This window comes from Macrococcus bovicus, assembly GCF_004359575.1.
In the GTDB taxonomy this organism is placed as follows: domain Bacteria; phylum Bacillota; class Bacilli; order Staphylococcales; family Staphylococcaceae; genus Macrococcus; species Macrococcus bovicus.
Genome location: NZ_SCWF01000001.1, coordinates 331,028 through 346,100 on the forward strand (window position 1 = coordinate 331,028; position 15,073 = coordinate 346,100).

General features: G+C 42.1%; 16 protein-coding genes. All 16 read right to left on the minus strand.

Annotated elements, in window-relative coordinates; genetic code table 11:
- Positions 1-4 precede the first annotated feature (4 nt).
- The 16 genes from hemA to ERX55_RS01960 all read right to left on the minus strand — a co-directional run bounded on the left by hemA (position 5) and on the right by ERX55_RS01960 (position 15,052).
- The gene (gene hemA / locus ERX55_RS01885) at positions 5-1,336 is read right to left on the minus strand and encodes a glutamyl-tRNA reductase (RefSeq protein WP_133450880.1); all 1,332 of its coding nucleotides are present in this window, start codon (positions 1,334-1,336) and stop codon (positions 5-7) included.
- Positions 1,337-1,405: 69 nt separating this feature from the next.
- Positions 1,406-1,993 (minus strand): ribosome biogenesis GTP-binding protein YihA/YsxC, encoded by a 588-nt coding sequence (yihA, locus tag ERX55_RS01890; protein ID WP_133450881.1) that lies wholly within the window; start codon positions 1,991-1,993, stop codon positions 1,406-1,408.
- A 53-nt stretch (positions 1,994-2,046) separates the two neighbouring features.
- Positions 2,047-3,300 carry an ATP-dependent Clp protease ATP-binding subunit ClpX gene (gene clpX, locus ERX55_RS01895; RefSeq protein WP_133450882.1) on the minus strand — a complete coding sequence of 418 codons (1,254 nt, stop codon included), beginning with the start codon at positions 3,298-3,300 and terminating at the stop codon, positions 2,047-2,049.
- A gap of 123 nt (positions 3,301-3,423) precedes the next feature.
- Positions 3,424-4,707, minus strand: a complete 1,284-nt coding sequence (gene tig / locus ERX55_RS01900; protein WP_133450883.1) for a trigger factor — start codon at positions 4,705-4,707, stop codon at positions 3,424-3,426.
- Between the two features lie 74 nt (positions 4,708-4,781).
- Positions 4,782-5,732: a hypothetical protein gene (locus ERX55_RS01905; protein ID WP_133450884.1), complete on the minus strand. Its 951-nt coding sequence runs from the start codon at positions 5,730-5,732 to the stop codon at positions 4,782-4,784.
- On the minus strand, positions 5,732-6,352 hold the full coding sequence (locus ERX55_RS01910) for an NUDIX domain-containing protein (protein WP_133450885.1): 621 nt from the start codon (positions 6,350-6,352) through the stop codon (positions 5,732-5,734). Before ERX55_RS01910 ends, ERX55_RS01905 begins: the two co-directional genes overlap by 1 nt.
- 245 nt (positions 6,353-6,597) lie before the next feature.
- A complete protein-coding gene (locus tag ERX55_RS01915; protein ID WP_133450886.1) occupies positions 6,598-7,470 on the minus strand; it encodes a hypothetical protein in 873 nt (290 codons plus the stop codon).
- A 70-nt stretch (positions 7,471-7,540) separates the two neighbouring features.
- Positions 7,541-7,804, minus strand: a complete 264-nt coding sequence (locus ERX55_RS01920) for a hypothetical protein (protein WP_133450887.1) — start codon at positions 7,802-7,804, stop codon at positions 7,541-7,543.
- A gap of 91 nt (positions 7,805-7,895) precedes the next feature.
- On the minus strand, positions 7,896-8,552 hold the full coding sequence (locus ERX55_RS01925) for a hypothetical protein (protein ID WP_133450888.1): 657 nt from the start codon (positions 8,550-8,552) through the stop codon (positions 7,896-7,898).
- A gap of 180 nt (positions 8,553-8,732) precedes the next feature.
- Positions 8,733-9,497, minus strand: coding sequence for a CHAP domain-containing protein (locus ERX55_RS01930; protein WP_133450889.1), 765 nt, complete (start codon positions 9,495-9,497; stop codon positions 8,733-8,735).
- Positions 9,497-9,844, minus strand: a complete 348-nt coding sequence (locus tag ERX55_RS01935; RefSeq protein WP_133450890.1) for a phage holin — start codon at positions 9,842-9,844, stop codon at positions 9,497-9,499. The genes ERX55_RS01930 and ERX55_RS01935 overlap by 1 nt, the downstream gene beginning before the upstream one ends.
- 40 nt (positions 9,845-9,884) lie before the next feature.
- Positions 9,885-10,226 (minus strand): hypothetical protein, encoded by a 342-nt coding sequence (locus ERX55_RS01940; protein WP_133450891.1) that lies wholly within the window; start codon positions 10,224-10,226, stop codon positions 9,885-9,887.
- 18 nt (positions 10,227-10,244) lie between these two features.
- Positions 10,245-10,592 (minus strand): hypothetical protein, encoded by a 348-nt coding sequence (locus ERX55_RS01945; protein WP_133450892.1) that lies wholly within the window; start codon positions 10,590-10,592, stop codon positions 10,245-10,247.
- The gene (locus ERX55_RS01950) at positions 10,585-12,525 is read right to left on the minus strand and encodes a phage tail protein (protein ID WP_133450893.1); all 1,941 of its coding nucleotides are present in this window, start codon (positions 12,523-12,525) and stop codon (positions 10,585-10,587) included. Before ERX55_RS01950 ends, ERX55_RS01945 begins: the two co-directional genes overlap by 8 nt.
- On the minus strand, positions 12,526-13,425 hold the full coding sequence (locus ERX55_RS01955) for a M14 family metallopeptidase (protein ID WP_133450894.1): 900 nt from the start codon (positions 13,423-13,425) through the stop codon (positions 12,526-12,528). It lies immediately after the preceding gene.
- Entirely contained in the window at positions 13,418-15,052 is a 1,635-nt protein-coding gene (locus ERX55_RS01960; protein ID WP_133450895.1) for a hypothetical protein, read from the minus strand. The genes ERX55_RS01955 and ERX55_RS01960 overlap by 8 nt, the downstream gene beginning before the upstream one ends.
- Between the last annotated feature and the right edge of the window lie 21 nt (positions 15,053-15,073).

Consider the following 15,073-nt stretch of genomic DNA (forward strand, 5'->3'; position numbering starts at 1 on the left):
CTAATCACCCATTTCCTGGTTCCAGCTGTCCTTGCATCGGTTTACTGTCTAAGCGTCTATGTGTTTCTACTTCGTTTGTAATGTTGAAGATTTCCTGGAAAAACTGCAGCTGCTCTTCGCGATTGGCACTACCGCTCAGTTCCTTCGCCTGCTGAATCGGATCTTTCAGCATCTGATTGATGATACTCTTCATATGCTTGGAAATCACTTTGCGGTCACGTTCAGACAAGTCCGGCATCTTACGGTCGATGCTGTCCATCGTCGTCTCCTGGATGCGCAGTGCTTTCTCACGCAATGCAGTGATGACCGGAACCACGCCGAGCATATTGACCCAGTCAAGGAACTGGATGATTGCTGTCTCTATCATACCTGTGATCTTATCAGCGGCTTTTTCACGTTCAGCGAGATTGGCATCAACCAGACCTTTCAAGTCATCGACATCATAGTTGAAGACAAGGTCCAGTTCGCCGACTGCCGGATCAATATCACGGGGTACAGCGATATCTATCAGCACCAGCGGATGAGCAGGACGTAAATTCATGACGTGAGCCATCATGTCCGCTGTAATAATATAATCACGTGCACTTGTCGAAGAGATAACGATATCATTCTCAAGAAGTGCACACTGAAGTTCTTCCATCAGCAGATGTCTGCCACCGAAACGGCCTGCTAATGTTTCTGCTTTTTCTACCGTCCGGTTCATCACGGTGATATCCTTGGCACCGCTGCCCGCCAGATTTTCAAGCGCAAGCTCTGCCATCTCACCCGCACCGATAATCAGAATGCGTTTGCCTTGCAGAGAACCCAGTATTTTCTTCGACAGTTCAACTGCCGCATACGAAACTGAGACCGCCTTGGAAGAGATATCTGTTTCAGAATGCGCACGTTTTGCCAGAGTAACCGCTTCTTTAAACAGCTTATTAAAAATAGTGCCCGTCGTTCCTTCACTCTGTGCCAGGAGGAAACTGTCACGGATCTGCCCGAGAATCTGTGTCTCACCTAAGACGATCGAATCAAGGCCAGCTGTCACTCTATATAAATGTCTCACTGCTTCATCATCAACTTTAACACTTGTCACACTTTTGACGGTCTCCATAGACACATCAAACCACTCAGCAAGGAATGCTTTCACATAGTAACGTCCTGTATGAATCTGATCGACCACTGCATAGACTTCTGTCCGGTTGCAAGTCGATACGATGACACCCTCCAGTACTGATTTCTGATTAATCAGTGCTGAATGTGCCTGTTCAATATTCATTTCTGAAAAAGTCAGCTGTTCCCGTAAGCTGACGTCTGCTGTTCTGTGATTGACACTCACCACAACAATATGCATTTCTGTCGCCCCCAATATAGCCATTACTCCTATTATAGCACTAACTCGCCCCGCTGTAACAGGATGTGTTTATAAATAACGTTCAATGGCCTGCCAGATGACCGGGTTCTTTTCCTTAGATAATGAGGAGTAGCTGATCAATGTATCGTTCTGATCGATCTCCAAGGCCTGTCTGATGATTTTCAGATGCTTCTGGATTTTCCCTTTTGGAATCTTATCTTCCTTTGTCGCGATGATAATCGTCGGTATATCGTAATGCTTCAGAAAGTCATACATCAGTACGTCATCCTGCGAGGGTTCATGGCGGATATCGACAAGCTGGATGACTGCTGCCAGATTTTCGCGTGTCGTTAAATAGGTTTCAATCATCTTACCCCAGCGTTCCCGCTCAGTCTTCGAGACTTTGGCATAGCCGTATCCCGGCACATCGACAAACACCAGCTGCTCATCGATGTTAAAGAAGTTCAGGGTCTGCGTCTTGCCGGGCTTCGAGGAAATTCTCGCCATACTTTTCCGGTTGATCATCGTATTGATGAATGATGACTTACCGACATTGGAACGACCGGCAAGTGCGATTTCCTTAAGGCCGGTATCAGGATACTGTTCCGGCCTGACAGCACTGATCAGAATCTCCACATTATTTGGATTGATATTCATATTGCTCCTCCTTCAAAAAAGCCCCACAGGTCTTAACCCATGAGGCTTGTCCATTAAGCTGTTTTAATACGTTCGCTGTTCTCGTCATAGAGTTCAGGTCCCACTGATTCACGGATTGTCTCTTCAGTGATGACCACTTTCTTCACCTTGTCTTCTGATGGGATATCAAACATAATATCCATCATGCTCTCCTCAATAATAGAGCGCAGACCGCGAGCCCCTGTTTTACGTTCAATCGCCAGTTCACTGATCGCTGTTAACGCCTCATCCGTGAATTCCAGCTCCACACCGTCCAGTTCAAGCATCTTTCTGAACTGCTTGACTAATGCGTTCTTCGGCTGAGTCAGGATGTTTTTCAGTGCGTCTACATCCAGCTGCTCTAGATTAGCGACCACTGGAATACGGCCGATAAATTCAGGAATCAGACCATAGGCCTGTAAATCCTCAGGCTTGATCTGTGACAGCAGTGTCGATTCATCAAAATCACGGTCCTTGGTACCCGTGAAACCGATGACTTTCTCACCGAGACGGCGTTTGATGACTTCATCGATACCGTCAAAAGCACCACCCAGAATGAAAAGAATATTCGTCGTATCAATCTGAATGAACTCCTGGTTAGGATGTTTACGTCCACCTTGAGGCGGCACTGAAGCAACAGTGCCTTCAAGAATCTTTAAGAGCGCCTGCTGTACACCTTCACCCGAAACGTCCCGTGTAATCGAAGTATTCTCTGATTTACGGGCAATCTTATCAATCTCATCGACATAGATAATCCCTTTTTCAGCGCGCTCGATATCGAAGTCAGCAGCCTGGATCAGACGCAGCAGGATATTCTCTACATCTTCACCTACATAGCCTGCTTCAGTCAGACTCGTTGCATCTGCAATCGCAAACGGCACGTTCAGTGAACGGGCAAGCGTCTGCGCAAGTAGCGTCTTACCGCTACCCGTCGGACCGATAAGTGCGATGTTACTTTTCTGCAGTTCGACACTATCTTCTTCTGATGCTGCCGGCTGAACAATACGCTTGTAGTGGTTATAGACCGCTACCGCAAGGGCTTTCTTGGCTTTTGTCTGACCGATGACATATTCATCGAGCAGTGCAAGCATCTCTTTAGGTTTAGGCACTTCTGTGAGTTCCTCTGTCTCAGTCGTCCGCAGTTCTTCTTCTACGATTTCTGAGCAGAGCTCGATACATTCATTACATATATAAACGCCGCTGCCTGCGACTAGTTTCTTGACCTGATCCTGGTCTTTGCCGCAGAACGAACATTTTAAATTGTTTTCATCTTCATCAAATTTAAACATTTCTACACCCCTATCTTAATCAAAAATATACTAAAGTGTCTGAGCGAATGCAAATGATTAAACTGAAAGAGAATCTGTAGTAAAAGCTACAGATTCTCTTCCGTTATTATGGTTGTCAGAACCTTATTTTGTTTTTGATTCTGCTACTAATACGTCGATTGCTTTTTGGATGCGAAGATCATCTTTTAATACTTCAGCGTTACCTAAAGCAGCACGGATATCTTCTACTGATAAACCGAACTGTTCGCTCATTTTAGTGAGTTCTGCTTCAACATCTTCATCTGAGATTTCGATGTTTTCAGCGTTAGCGATAGCTGCAAGCGTCAAGTTTGTTTTCACACGTTTCGCCGCATCTTCTGACATGCTTTCTTTCAACTGTTCTTCAGTCTGACCTGAGAACTGGTAGTAAAGGTCTAAGTTCAGACCTTGCTGTGCGATACGTTGTTCGAATTCCTGCATCATACGACCCAGTTCAGTGTCGATCATTGCTTGTGGGATATCGATTTCAGCGTTGTCTGTCGCTAAGTTGATAAGCTCTTCTTTCAGCATATTTTCAGCCTGAACTTTCTTCTGTTCAGCTAAGTCGCTACGGAATTTCTCTTTGTATGCATCTGCTGATTCAGCTGATGCATCTAATTCTTTCGCTAACTCGTCATCAAGCTCAGGAACTTCCTTCGTCTTGATTTCGTTGATTTTTACTTTGAATACTGCATCTTTACCCGCTAATTCTTCAGCGTGGTATTCTTCAGGGAATTTTACGTTCACATCTTTTTCTTCACCGACTTTAGTGCCGACTAACTGTTCTTCGAAACCTGGGATGAACTGACCTGAACCGATTTCAAGATCGTAACCTTCAGCTTTACCGCCTTCGAACTGTTCATCGTTGACATAGCCATCGAAGTCTAAGTTAACAACATCACCTTCAGCAACTTCACCGTCTTCTTTAACTGTTAATTCAGCTTTACGAGAAAGTTCAGCATCTAAAGCGCTTTGGAATTCTTCATCTGATAATTCAGTATCCTGTGCTTCAACTTCAAGACCTTTGTAGTCTCCCAGCTTAACTTCTGGTTCTACTGTCACTTTAGCTGTGAAGATCAGTTCTTTGTCTTTTTCCATTTGTTCGATATCGATTTCAGGACGATCGACCGGATTGATACCTGCTTCTTCTACTGCGTTTGCATATGCATCCGGTAAGATGAAGTCAAGTGCATCCTGATATAAAGATTCTACGCCAAAGCGTTGTTCAAATAATGGACGAGGCATTTTACCTTTACGGAAACCTGGTACATTAACTTGCTTAACTACTTTTTTGAATGCTTTATCTAATCCTGATTTTACTTCTTCAGCAGGAACTGTAACCGTTAAGACGCCTACATTCCCTTCTTGTTTTTCCCATTTTGCTGTCATGTGTGATAACCTCCAGAATTTTTTCAACTCATTTATTATAGCATAATCTTAGTGTTGTACAACAATACTAAGTCTTAAAGTTCATATTTCACTGCCTCATCGATCAGGGCCAGCACCCGGGCATGCTCCTCTGTCTGGACGAGCGGGTAGATGTCCGCCAGCTGGAACATCGAGAGAGCGAAATGAATATAGCAGTCTGCGATGACCTCCGTCTCGATCATCTGCTCCCCGCTAGTGAAGTTCAGCGGATAAAGAACCAGTGCCTGGCGCTCCAGCCATGAGTCAATGGCTGGTATCATATCCGGCATATTGGACTCAAACCACTCTCTGACAAGCGGCAGAACATCCTGCATAAGAAAATAGCGCTCAAGCGGCACGACTTCAGACGACAGGAATGAGACAGTCGTCTCAAGTTTGCTCAAGTGAATGATCTCTCTTTCACCGGCCAGCCGGATATATTGGATAAGGGCGGTCTGGACAACAGGGTGCAGCGGTGATTTCAGAAGTTCAAGGAAAGTCCCGCTATAGGTCATATTTTCATCCGCTATCAGCTGATGAATAAAATGTACCTGACGCGCCGCAGTCCAGTCCGTGAAATCTGAGAGTTCATCCGCCGTCTGACGGTCACGCATATTTTTACGATGTCGGGCCTGGTCATAGAGTGGCAGAAGCTTCATTTTCAGTCGATGATCCACTTCTTCTGTACGCAGAGAATCAATCAGTTCAATCACTGTCTGGTACTGGCCCAGCTCATAGAGACTGAGCAGGAAATAATAGACGGTCACTTCATAGCTCGGATGGCCCATATTCAGCAGGATGCTCGCTTCTTCGCGCAGTTCCAGAAAGGACTCAAGGGCATAGAGAACCTCCAGCTTCTGCAGCTGCTGGCGATGATTCAGTTCTACATGGCGCTCCAGTTCAGTGATTGTATCATAGGCCTGCTCAAATTCTTCTTGTGCCAGAAATGTCTGCAGCTGACGATTCAGTTTGTCCGGCAGACCCGGAAAAGGAATGATGTCAGTCATTAATGGCCTGGCGTGTACATTGCTTCAATAATGAGGCGGCTCCATGTTTCATATGCCGGGACATCCATCAATCTATTTTTATCCACCCATTGAATAGAAAGTGTGTCCGTTTCAACCGCTCGCACATCAGCGCGATTGACACAGATTTTGAAGACAAGACCGATATGGACACGTCCTACCTCATGACCGTCATCATTGATGAGCCCGATCAGTTCAAGATCGCTGTCCGGAATATCCGTAAGCCCTACTTCTTCTTCGAGTTCACGCCGGGCATTTTCAATCAGGATGCGTTCAATGTCGTCGCCTGCCAGCTGATTCATATGCCCGCCAACACCGATAGAGCTTAAGCCGTGCAGACGTTCCTCTCCTCCGCCTGTCAGACGCTTGTAGACCAAGATCTCGCCTTCTTCATTCTCGAGAACACAATAAGAGATAAGCTGTTTATATTCAGGCGTTTCCTCCATATCCCCGCGACGTCTGACTTCATATTTTGATAACGTCTCAAAGATCTCAAGTGCACGCTGATCTTCTATCGTAATAAAACCATTAAAGGCATTTTTTTCGTGGCTAAATATAGATTCGCGATCAACCACAATAATCTGTTCATCATATTTATTCATCATTCTGCCCCTGTCTGTTTTTTAATAATATCTAAAGTTTATACGAAATGCTGTCAGTAGACAAATAAAAAAGGAAATGTGAAGTTTCACATTTCCTTTTGTTAGCGTCCTGGGAGGGCGATTTCAGCCCAGTCAGGACGCGGTTTTGAGCGTTTCTTGTCTGTAACTTGACCAAACGCTCCGGAAACACAGTTACTAATGATAAAGAAGATAGAGTTATAAGTCAAATAGACCTATTTAGGAAGTTATAACGAGTAGTACTCAGAACTATACTTAATTAAGTCAGTAGGTTCTTTAAACTTCATTTTTTCATAATGTTTTAAGAATATTACCAATAACTTCAAATATTCTTTTATTACATTATACAACTCATTTTCGTAATGATTATATAAATCCTTAGAATCAATGTTTATTATACAATCTCTATTGTAATACCTTTTTAAGTCAAAAGGTTTTTTTGGTTTATACAGGATATGGTATCTAAATTCTAGTACTTTATTTTCTTCCATAGCTAAAGTCAAGTTAGACAAGCTTAATTCAGCGGTCTCAATGATATATAATTCTTTATTTATTTTTTCCTTTTGCAAAATGTAATTACTTAATATAATCGGAATCATTTTATCTATTCTACTAATTTGATTATAAATCGTATTAGAAATTTTTAACCAAGATTCAAATGGAAACTTAATAATTGAAGAAACGTCATAGTCTTTACTATTAAGTTCAATCAATCTTGAATTTAAATTTACATTTTCTCTCATAAAGAACTCATATGACATTAATTTTTTTCCAAGAAAATTGTCAGAGGGATTTACATTTAAAAGTGGATTTTTTGTAAATACCTGAAATTCGTTTAAAAACTCTAAATTTTTATTAGTTTTTGCGTTTAAATCTGACATTATTACTTGTTCTTTCATTAATTTTGTTGCATTATCCCCAGCAATTTTTGCCCCAAGATAAGCACCATAACCCGTTGAAACAACACTTAATAAACCAATCATTGCAGCTACAATTTCAATTACTTTACCAGGAAAACAGATAATCAATATACTTCCGAAATAAATGACATACAATAAGCTACCTAAAATTAGCCATTGCTCATACTTAGATATTTTCATTGACTCCTCCACTTTTTAATCAACTATATCAGAAACTAAATAAGCTACCTATCTCTTTTTGATAGGTAGCTTAAATTATATCATTCATCTTTAACATCTCAATCATCAGTTCGTTTACTTTGATGGTCTGTATACGTTCTTGATCCACTTCCTCCAGATGCTCAATGTCGTCAGTGTCATAAAAATAATCAATCACTGGTGCATAGGACTTATGACCGGTTATAATAGTCTCTCCTCTTTCAACACGTATCGTGCCATTACCATCAATTAATCCCTCTTTAACATCAGCGTGTAGCTCGTGAATCAGATCATTGTAATCGTAACTTAGTCGCATCTTCATCTCCCCTTTAAGTTATTATATATGTAAACAACTGTTGATTGTTATAAGTTTATGTAAAAAGCCACCCATTTAAGGTGGCTATCTTTTAATCTACTGTAATTTCAAAATCGTGATAGTATGCTTCGCTTCTGCTCTCTTCAATTGCTTCTTTGTAATCTTCTTCGGTCCACTTGCTACGATCTGCGTCCTCATACTCTTCGTCTATAATATTTCCGTAACCATACTTGTCATTAATCTCTGCATATAAATCCTTGTATGTCTGCGCCTCTGCAGTATAGGCTTTACGGCCGTCAGTTGTTTTGCCTGTCCACTTAATCCATACGTTAACTTTATCAGTGGTAAGCGTCCACCAGCTGTAATCGTACTCATCAAGAATAGCCTGTACTTCTTCAAGCGTCTTGACATCTTTAAAGTCTGGCAGCTCTCGGTCCGGCTCGTCGTCATTAATCCAACTAAAGTAATCAGTAGTGAGTAAGTGCTGTTTGAGTGCTGCGAAGTCCTTAAACGTCTCCTGTGATTGTACTGTACCTTCTTCGATTGCAGTTAAAGTGATCATGTTCATTTCCTCCCAGAATTTTTTTAGTTTTTCAGCATTGTTCAGTGACATCTTGCCAATTGCTTCGTGGTCCTTACGATACTTACCAAGTAGTTGCTCGCTGATGTCAGTTGCCTGACTGATTCTGTACCCTGTAACCTTGTTGTCGTCCCATGCCTGTATTAGTTGTTCAATTTGCTTTCTCATGACCATTCTCCTTAATGCGTCTTGCTTATGTATATAATATACTAAATTATATTTTAGTAGTCAATAGATTTTATTAAATTTACTAAAATATTTTTTAGTATCTATGTAAATCCCCTCAACCACGCACTTTTTAGCAAATAAAAAAGCCGCCTACCTCCGAAGAGATAGACGGCTTTGAAGTTATTTATAGACTTTAATCACATTCATGCGGCCCAACCAGATCCAGTCATTACTACCTGGGCCAGAAGTCTTTCCTGTATAAATACGACCCCATCCATCATGCACCTCGAAGATGTACACGATATCGCCAGGGTTTAAATCATATCCGGCTTTGCGGTCCCAGTTAAAGCCTCTCCATCTGTTGCCTTGACGTTTTCGTACTTCAGCACCTTTGCTATCAATAGAGCCTTTAACATAGGCTGTTAGCGACCGTCCACGGTTCTGAGCGCGGTTGAATGCTGGCGTGATGGTGGATAAGCTAGTCGGCTTTTTGGCCTTAAAAACGCTCGTAACACTTTTGACAGTAGGCTCTTCATAGTTAGGACGAATGAAGTGGCTGATGCCCGTGCAGTCGTCCCAGCGTAACTTTGCCGGACTGTTCGCAAGACCATCCCAGTTTTGTTCCAGGATCATGCAACCATTTAAATCCCCGTCAGTGTAAACCAGTCCGATATGGCCATACTGATTATCAAAGCGACCGCGTGTAAATACTGCAATGTCACCCCTCTGCTGCTGAAATGACGGTGTATTCTGATGGACCGTAAATTGACCTTTAAAGTCATTGTTAAAGGCGTCTCTCGCGTTTCCCCACATGCGAATACCTGATAGCCAGTAGACATAATCTACAGCTAGGTCCATACACTGCTGACCATAGACGCCATCAAAGTCCACATACTTTCCAACGTACCATTCTAACCGTGTAAGAGCTTCATTGAATGTTTTCATTACTTTGCACCTCCGAAATTGTCCGTATTATCCACTTCAATTTGTGATTCGTCTGTGACTTCCTGCTCGCCTTTAATCGTCAGGTCCATATTTGGATCAGTAGGCTCTACCTTCTCCATGCTTAAATCTGAGTCAGTGAGCATCCCTTTAACAGTCGGGTCATCCACCACACCGATTAGCACTAAGATGTTAAGTACAGTTGTGAACAATGCATCAGCAGATTTGCTGTATTCAGAGATGTCATAACCCAGGATGCCGGCAACTTGATTGGCAAAGAGTAGTAATGCACTAAACAATGCGACAAGAAATGTTTTCTTCTTAAATCTGATAGCCCAGTTGATTTTCATTAGATTCCCTCCAAATTAAATAGGACACCCGAAGATGTCCTTAACTAAATACCTGATTAAGTATCCACAGTACGATGGAAATGATGGCGGGTACACTTAGACCCGCAAACCACTTTACATTTGTGGATATTTCAGCTAGTTTTTTGTTATTATAGTTGGCCATGTCACGTGCCTCATGAGCAACTTTAGCTGTGACGCCGTGCTTCGTTTTGAGTTCCGCAATGTCTTCCTTATTCTCGCCAGATAAACCAATAGCTGTACTCGCTTTTTCGTGTGCAGTATCTGCTCTTTCACGCACTACGTCTAGATTCGCCAGCTGTCCTTTGATCTCGCCCAGTGATTCAAATATTTTGATGATCGTGTCCTTATCTTCGAGTGGCATGTGTCACTCTCCCTTTTATTAGTTAGTCGTTTCACTTTCCAGTGCTTGTTGCTGTTGCAGCGCAAGCATCTGTCTTTGCAGTTCTTCCATCTGCAGCTGTGTATCTGATTTTGGCGGCTCGTCCAGTACTTGGCCATCTTTTAATTTGAGCGTCCGTCCATCCACTCGCACCTTGTCGATCTGCTCAATTAGATAATCATCCACAATAAAAAGCAGACCTGACACGTCAATGATCGTGCTGGAGCCTGCTTTAAATGTATTGATTGTGCCATCTGACTGTATATCTGATGCTGCAATAAAGAGCCGTGTCCGTCCCTTAATCTCAAAGCCATTCGCATCCACTAGACTGTCATATAAATTAACCATCCATCCACCCCCTATTTACTCGCATGGCCATCTTGTCATCTGTATTGACTCTGTTGACCATTCTGATTTCGACATATAAATTGACTGATCGTTTGTCCGGATAACCTTTATAAGGTGTAGATCCTGGATTCTTGCTAAAGTAGTCTTTCAAATCGACTTTGATTGACCAATACAAAGTATTGTTCTCGTCTGGATCAAATGACTTATTAATTGTATAGCGTTCTGTGGCCATCGCCTTACCTTCTGTCATGTGCCAGATACGAATTTCTGCCTGACCACTATTTGATGTACTTGAACCCTCTAATCTTACTGAGCCAGATAAAGTAATGTATTGACTTCTAAAAGTCGTCCAAACACAGTAGACGCGTTGAAATTCGACTTCGGTCGTTCTCATGTCACGTCCTGTGAACTCAACATAGGCTGGATTGTTAAACTGCTGAATCTGCAGGTCTAAATCATACTGCCTCACGCCGTTAAAGTATTCCTGCCGTCCGTCATAACCAATTAAATCAAAGGCACCTTTATTTGACTTAAAGCCGCCTCTTGTCATCTCTGTATATACGTCAGGGTCACGACTATCCCACACCTTTAACTTGTCGCCTGTAATCTCAATCCGGTTATAGCCCTCTGATCCATAGATGGTAACGTTGTTTGTATTGATAGTTCCGGATGTAATGGCCGTGGCCACGATGCCGAGATAAGTCATCGCGTTTTCAAAAGTCTGACCACCATCTTGACTGAATCCAATACCATTAGCGTTGTACCTGGTTACGCCCTGAGGATTCGAAGTATTGTAGCCATAGATGCCATCTTTGCGGTAATAAAATTGTGTTGTAGCTCCGGCGTTAATGATGTCAGTCGCTTCTTTTACGGCACGTGGAAGGACGGAAAAAGGAATAGGTTTCTTACCTTGCATGATGTCGCGAATATCCTGAATCGCATCGTACTGCAGCTGTCTATACTGCGCTGCAATGTTCTCGTTTCCGAATGTATAAGACGCTTCTATGAGGTCGCCTTCCTCGTCAAATTTCTCATTGATATCCACTACACGAATATATGTGTTAATGGCCTTTGAGGGAATAATCAGACGTACTTCGTCGCCCTCATTCAGCGCTGTATCAAATAGTGATGCGTCGACGCTAAACGACATCTTGTAAGTAGACTCTTGTTTTAACCTCGCTGCCTCTGAGACGGACGCTATATTCTTGTAGCGCTCATCATAAATAGGTTCGCCAAGTATCATTCCATATTTCTCGACCATCGGACTCCGCCAGAAGAAGTCTCCCTTTGGCTGTGGCTCGTCTGAACCCTCAACTTTGATGAAGTCATAAAAGCACTCGATGGCCGTACAAAACGAAGAAGTGTCAGTGTCGATGTCTAAATTAATCAGATTGTCGTCCTCATGAATTACAATGTCAGAACGCCGGACGCCGATTCTATTTCTCAGCTGAACTATCTTTGTACCAATAGGAATCACAAACTCAGCTTTGTGCCGCTCGATGAAGTACATAAAGCGTTGTGTCGAGTTTTCCTGTTTGCTATACGTCATGGTATTAGCATAAAAGTTATCGACAATCTGCAGAATGTAATCAGTCCCAATAAATAAAGAGCCGATACTTTCGCTAATCGTCATCGATTTATTCTCGACTTCGTCCATGTACCAGATCTGATTAAAGTTAAAGTAGAAATCAAGGACAGCATTAAATGATTTATTGCCGTGCCTATCTTCCTTCATGTTGAAGAGATGGTACCAATCGCCCTGAAAGTTGACTTTCCAGCACGCTTCGATGTCTGAAAGAAACTCATTATTGATTTCGTTACATAAAAAAGAGAGCGATAACTCTCGCTCTCCATTAATCCTTCTCACACGCTCGACCTGAGCAGATGCTGTAAATATTTCACCGTTTAAAGATTTGACTACAAGTTGGGGCATTTAATCACCTCGCTTTAAAATGCTACTTGTATCAGATAGCTTTAGTTTACCGCTTTTTATATGATTTAATAATGTCAGCGCGATGATATACAGAAAGGTTAGCCCTGTATTGTACTTGTCGGTATCTGACTGATGCTCTAGTATAGTCGTAAAAATATTACGTCCATCTTTGCTTACCTTACTGCCATAATATGCCTGTGCCTGCGGACTGTATTGACCGTTCCAATCCATCGTTGGGACTTGCGGCATAGTTAACTTAAACGTTGCGAACATGTCTGTACTCAATAAGCTGTAATGCTTAAATCGGTAGTTCCTGTCAATCCCGTTTGCTCCACCAGTCGTTGTGTGGCAGTTGATGGCAACCGCAGGCAGTATTTCATCAAACTTTGCGACAACTGCCTTCGTTTCAGCTTCACTAGCTGGTGCTTCGCCCTTGTAGTTGTTGCCCTTCCACTGTGCGTCTCCTACATAGCCCTCCCAATAATCAGTTGGAAAATTACGATTAAGATTGACCCCTCTACTCTGGTAATATTTGTTGTTGTGATAGCCCCATGGGTTGACTGACGGGATAAAGTAAACACTGTAATTATCCTTAATCAGATTGACGACCTTTTTGTCAAAGTAGTCGCCACCCCACACACCTTTTAGGAAGTCCAGACAATAGTAGACAGTCCACCACTCTGACCCGTGGATATTGCTGTCAATCCATAGATAAGGCTTACCAGCATTAGCCTTTTTGTAGCCATAAAGCATAAAGTCGCCGTCTTGAGACATGCCCAATTCTTCTTTGATAAATCCCACTGGCAAAAGTTGACTGTCTACATGATTTATCATGGCATTATAATTGGGATAGGGATTGACCTGGCCATAATTACCTAAAAAAGCATGTGCCTTATACATAATATCGACCCTCTAACTGTGCTGTAATATTAATATTAGCAGTATGAGCATTTTTAATTTGTACCTTAAAGCCATTACTAAACTTTAAGCCGTTAAACGATAACTTATATTGTGACGCACCGTCATCGTATTGCAAAAACTCAACATCCGCAAAGCCATATTTAACGATGTTAGCGATTGTTAAAGGTAGCTTGCTGTTGTCAGATGGATTAATGATTACATAAGGCTGTGACGCACCTGTCTTATCGTAACTTGTGATAATCACTTCCGCATTGACGTTGTTAGCTGATAGCGTCAGATAATCAACCTCGCTGATTGATGTTGTGCTATAAACGTCCGTCACAACTGTTGTGGCATAAGTACCGCTGACCGTCTTACTGATCTGCTGTGTGCCTGCGATACCTGTGCCTGTTGACGTACCACCTGTACCAGTTCCGACAGGTACAATAGCACTATCAATCTTAATCGGATATTGCGGGGTGCTGATTAATGTATAACCGTAATCTTCGTAAGGTAAAGGGGCAGTCCCTTTGTTTAGCATAATAGTGTCTTTCATAATTTCGACTGGAGAGACGAGCATATAGGCAGCTTTTGTGTAAGGGGAAAAATCAGTCAGCTTTTCAACACCAGATACTTTAGTCAATCGACTTGTCAAAGGTTTATTGTCAGCATCGTATAAACAATATCTAAATATATTATCTACTTTTGCGTAGACAACATCGGTAGATTTAACAGCAATTTTTTCGGACAGGTAGCGACCTACCTCCGCTGTGATGACACCTGTTGTGTCCATTGATGTGTCTTTTTGTAAAGTATACCGGTTATAAAGATTAGCGGACTTTTTGAAATGCACTTCGTCGTTAGGTGTTACGCTAAAATCAGTAATATCTTTTTTCTTTAGGAGAGGTGCGCTCTCGCTTTTTAACTTTTCGTAAAACTCTTCATACGGCAGCAGTGCTGACCCAGCATTGACCATAACCGTGTCATAAGGTAGTGAGGCGTTTGACAATCTGACACATCTCGCATCAGGATAAGACGATGCGTTGTATTGCGATGAATCAGTAACGCCGCTACGAGTAATCCACACTTTATCTTTTGTGTAAACTCCTATACGATAAGTACCGCGAGTAAAGTTGATTATCTTTGATTCGTCCAACTCGATAAAATCACTTAACCATCTAGTCGTGTCATCAATGATAGTGCCATCAACATCAACTGACTTACCTCTAAGTGTTGTATTCTTATTGTATTTATTTGTACTGATACTAAAAAAAGAGGTTTTTCTCGCAGTAACAGCTTTGTCGTTAAGTTTGAGCGTCGTGATTGATTTATCAGCCGGCACTGCGTTGACTGGTGCTGTGCCAGCAATAGCTTTAATAACTGCGTCACTTAAATGCTCAAGCCCGATCTTACCTAAATTTGTGTTAATATCCGCAACTGTCACTTCGCCTTTTTTAATAAGTGCATTTAACAATATCAGCAAATCACTGTATTGTTCATCGGTCAGCTGCCCTTCTGCTACTAGTGTCTGTAAGGCATTAGATTGTCCGTTTACCACATCAATCAATAAGTTAATAATATTTCTAAAATCAGATCCTAAGTCCGTTCCTACATTTGGTATCGTCATCTATTCATCCTCCTAAATAAA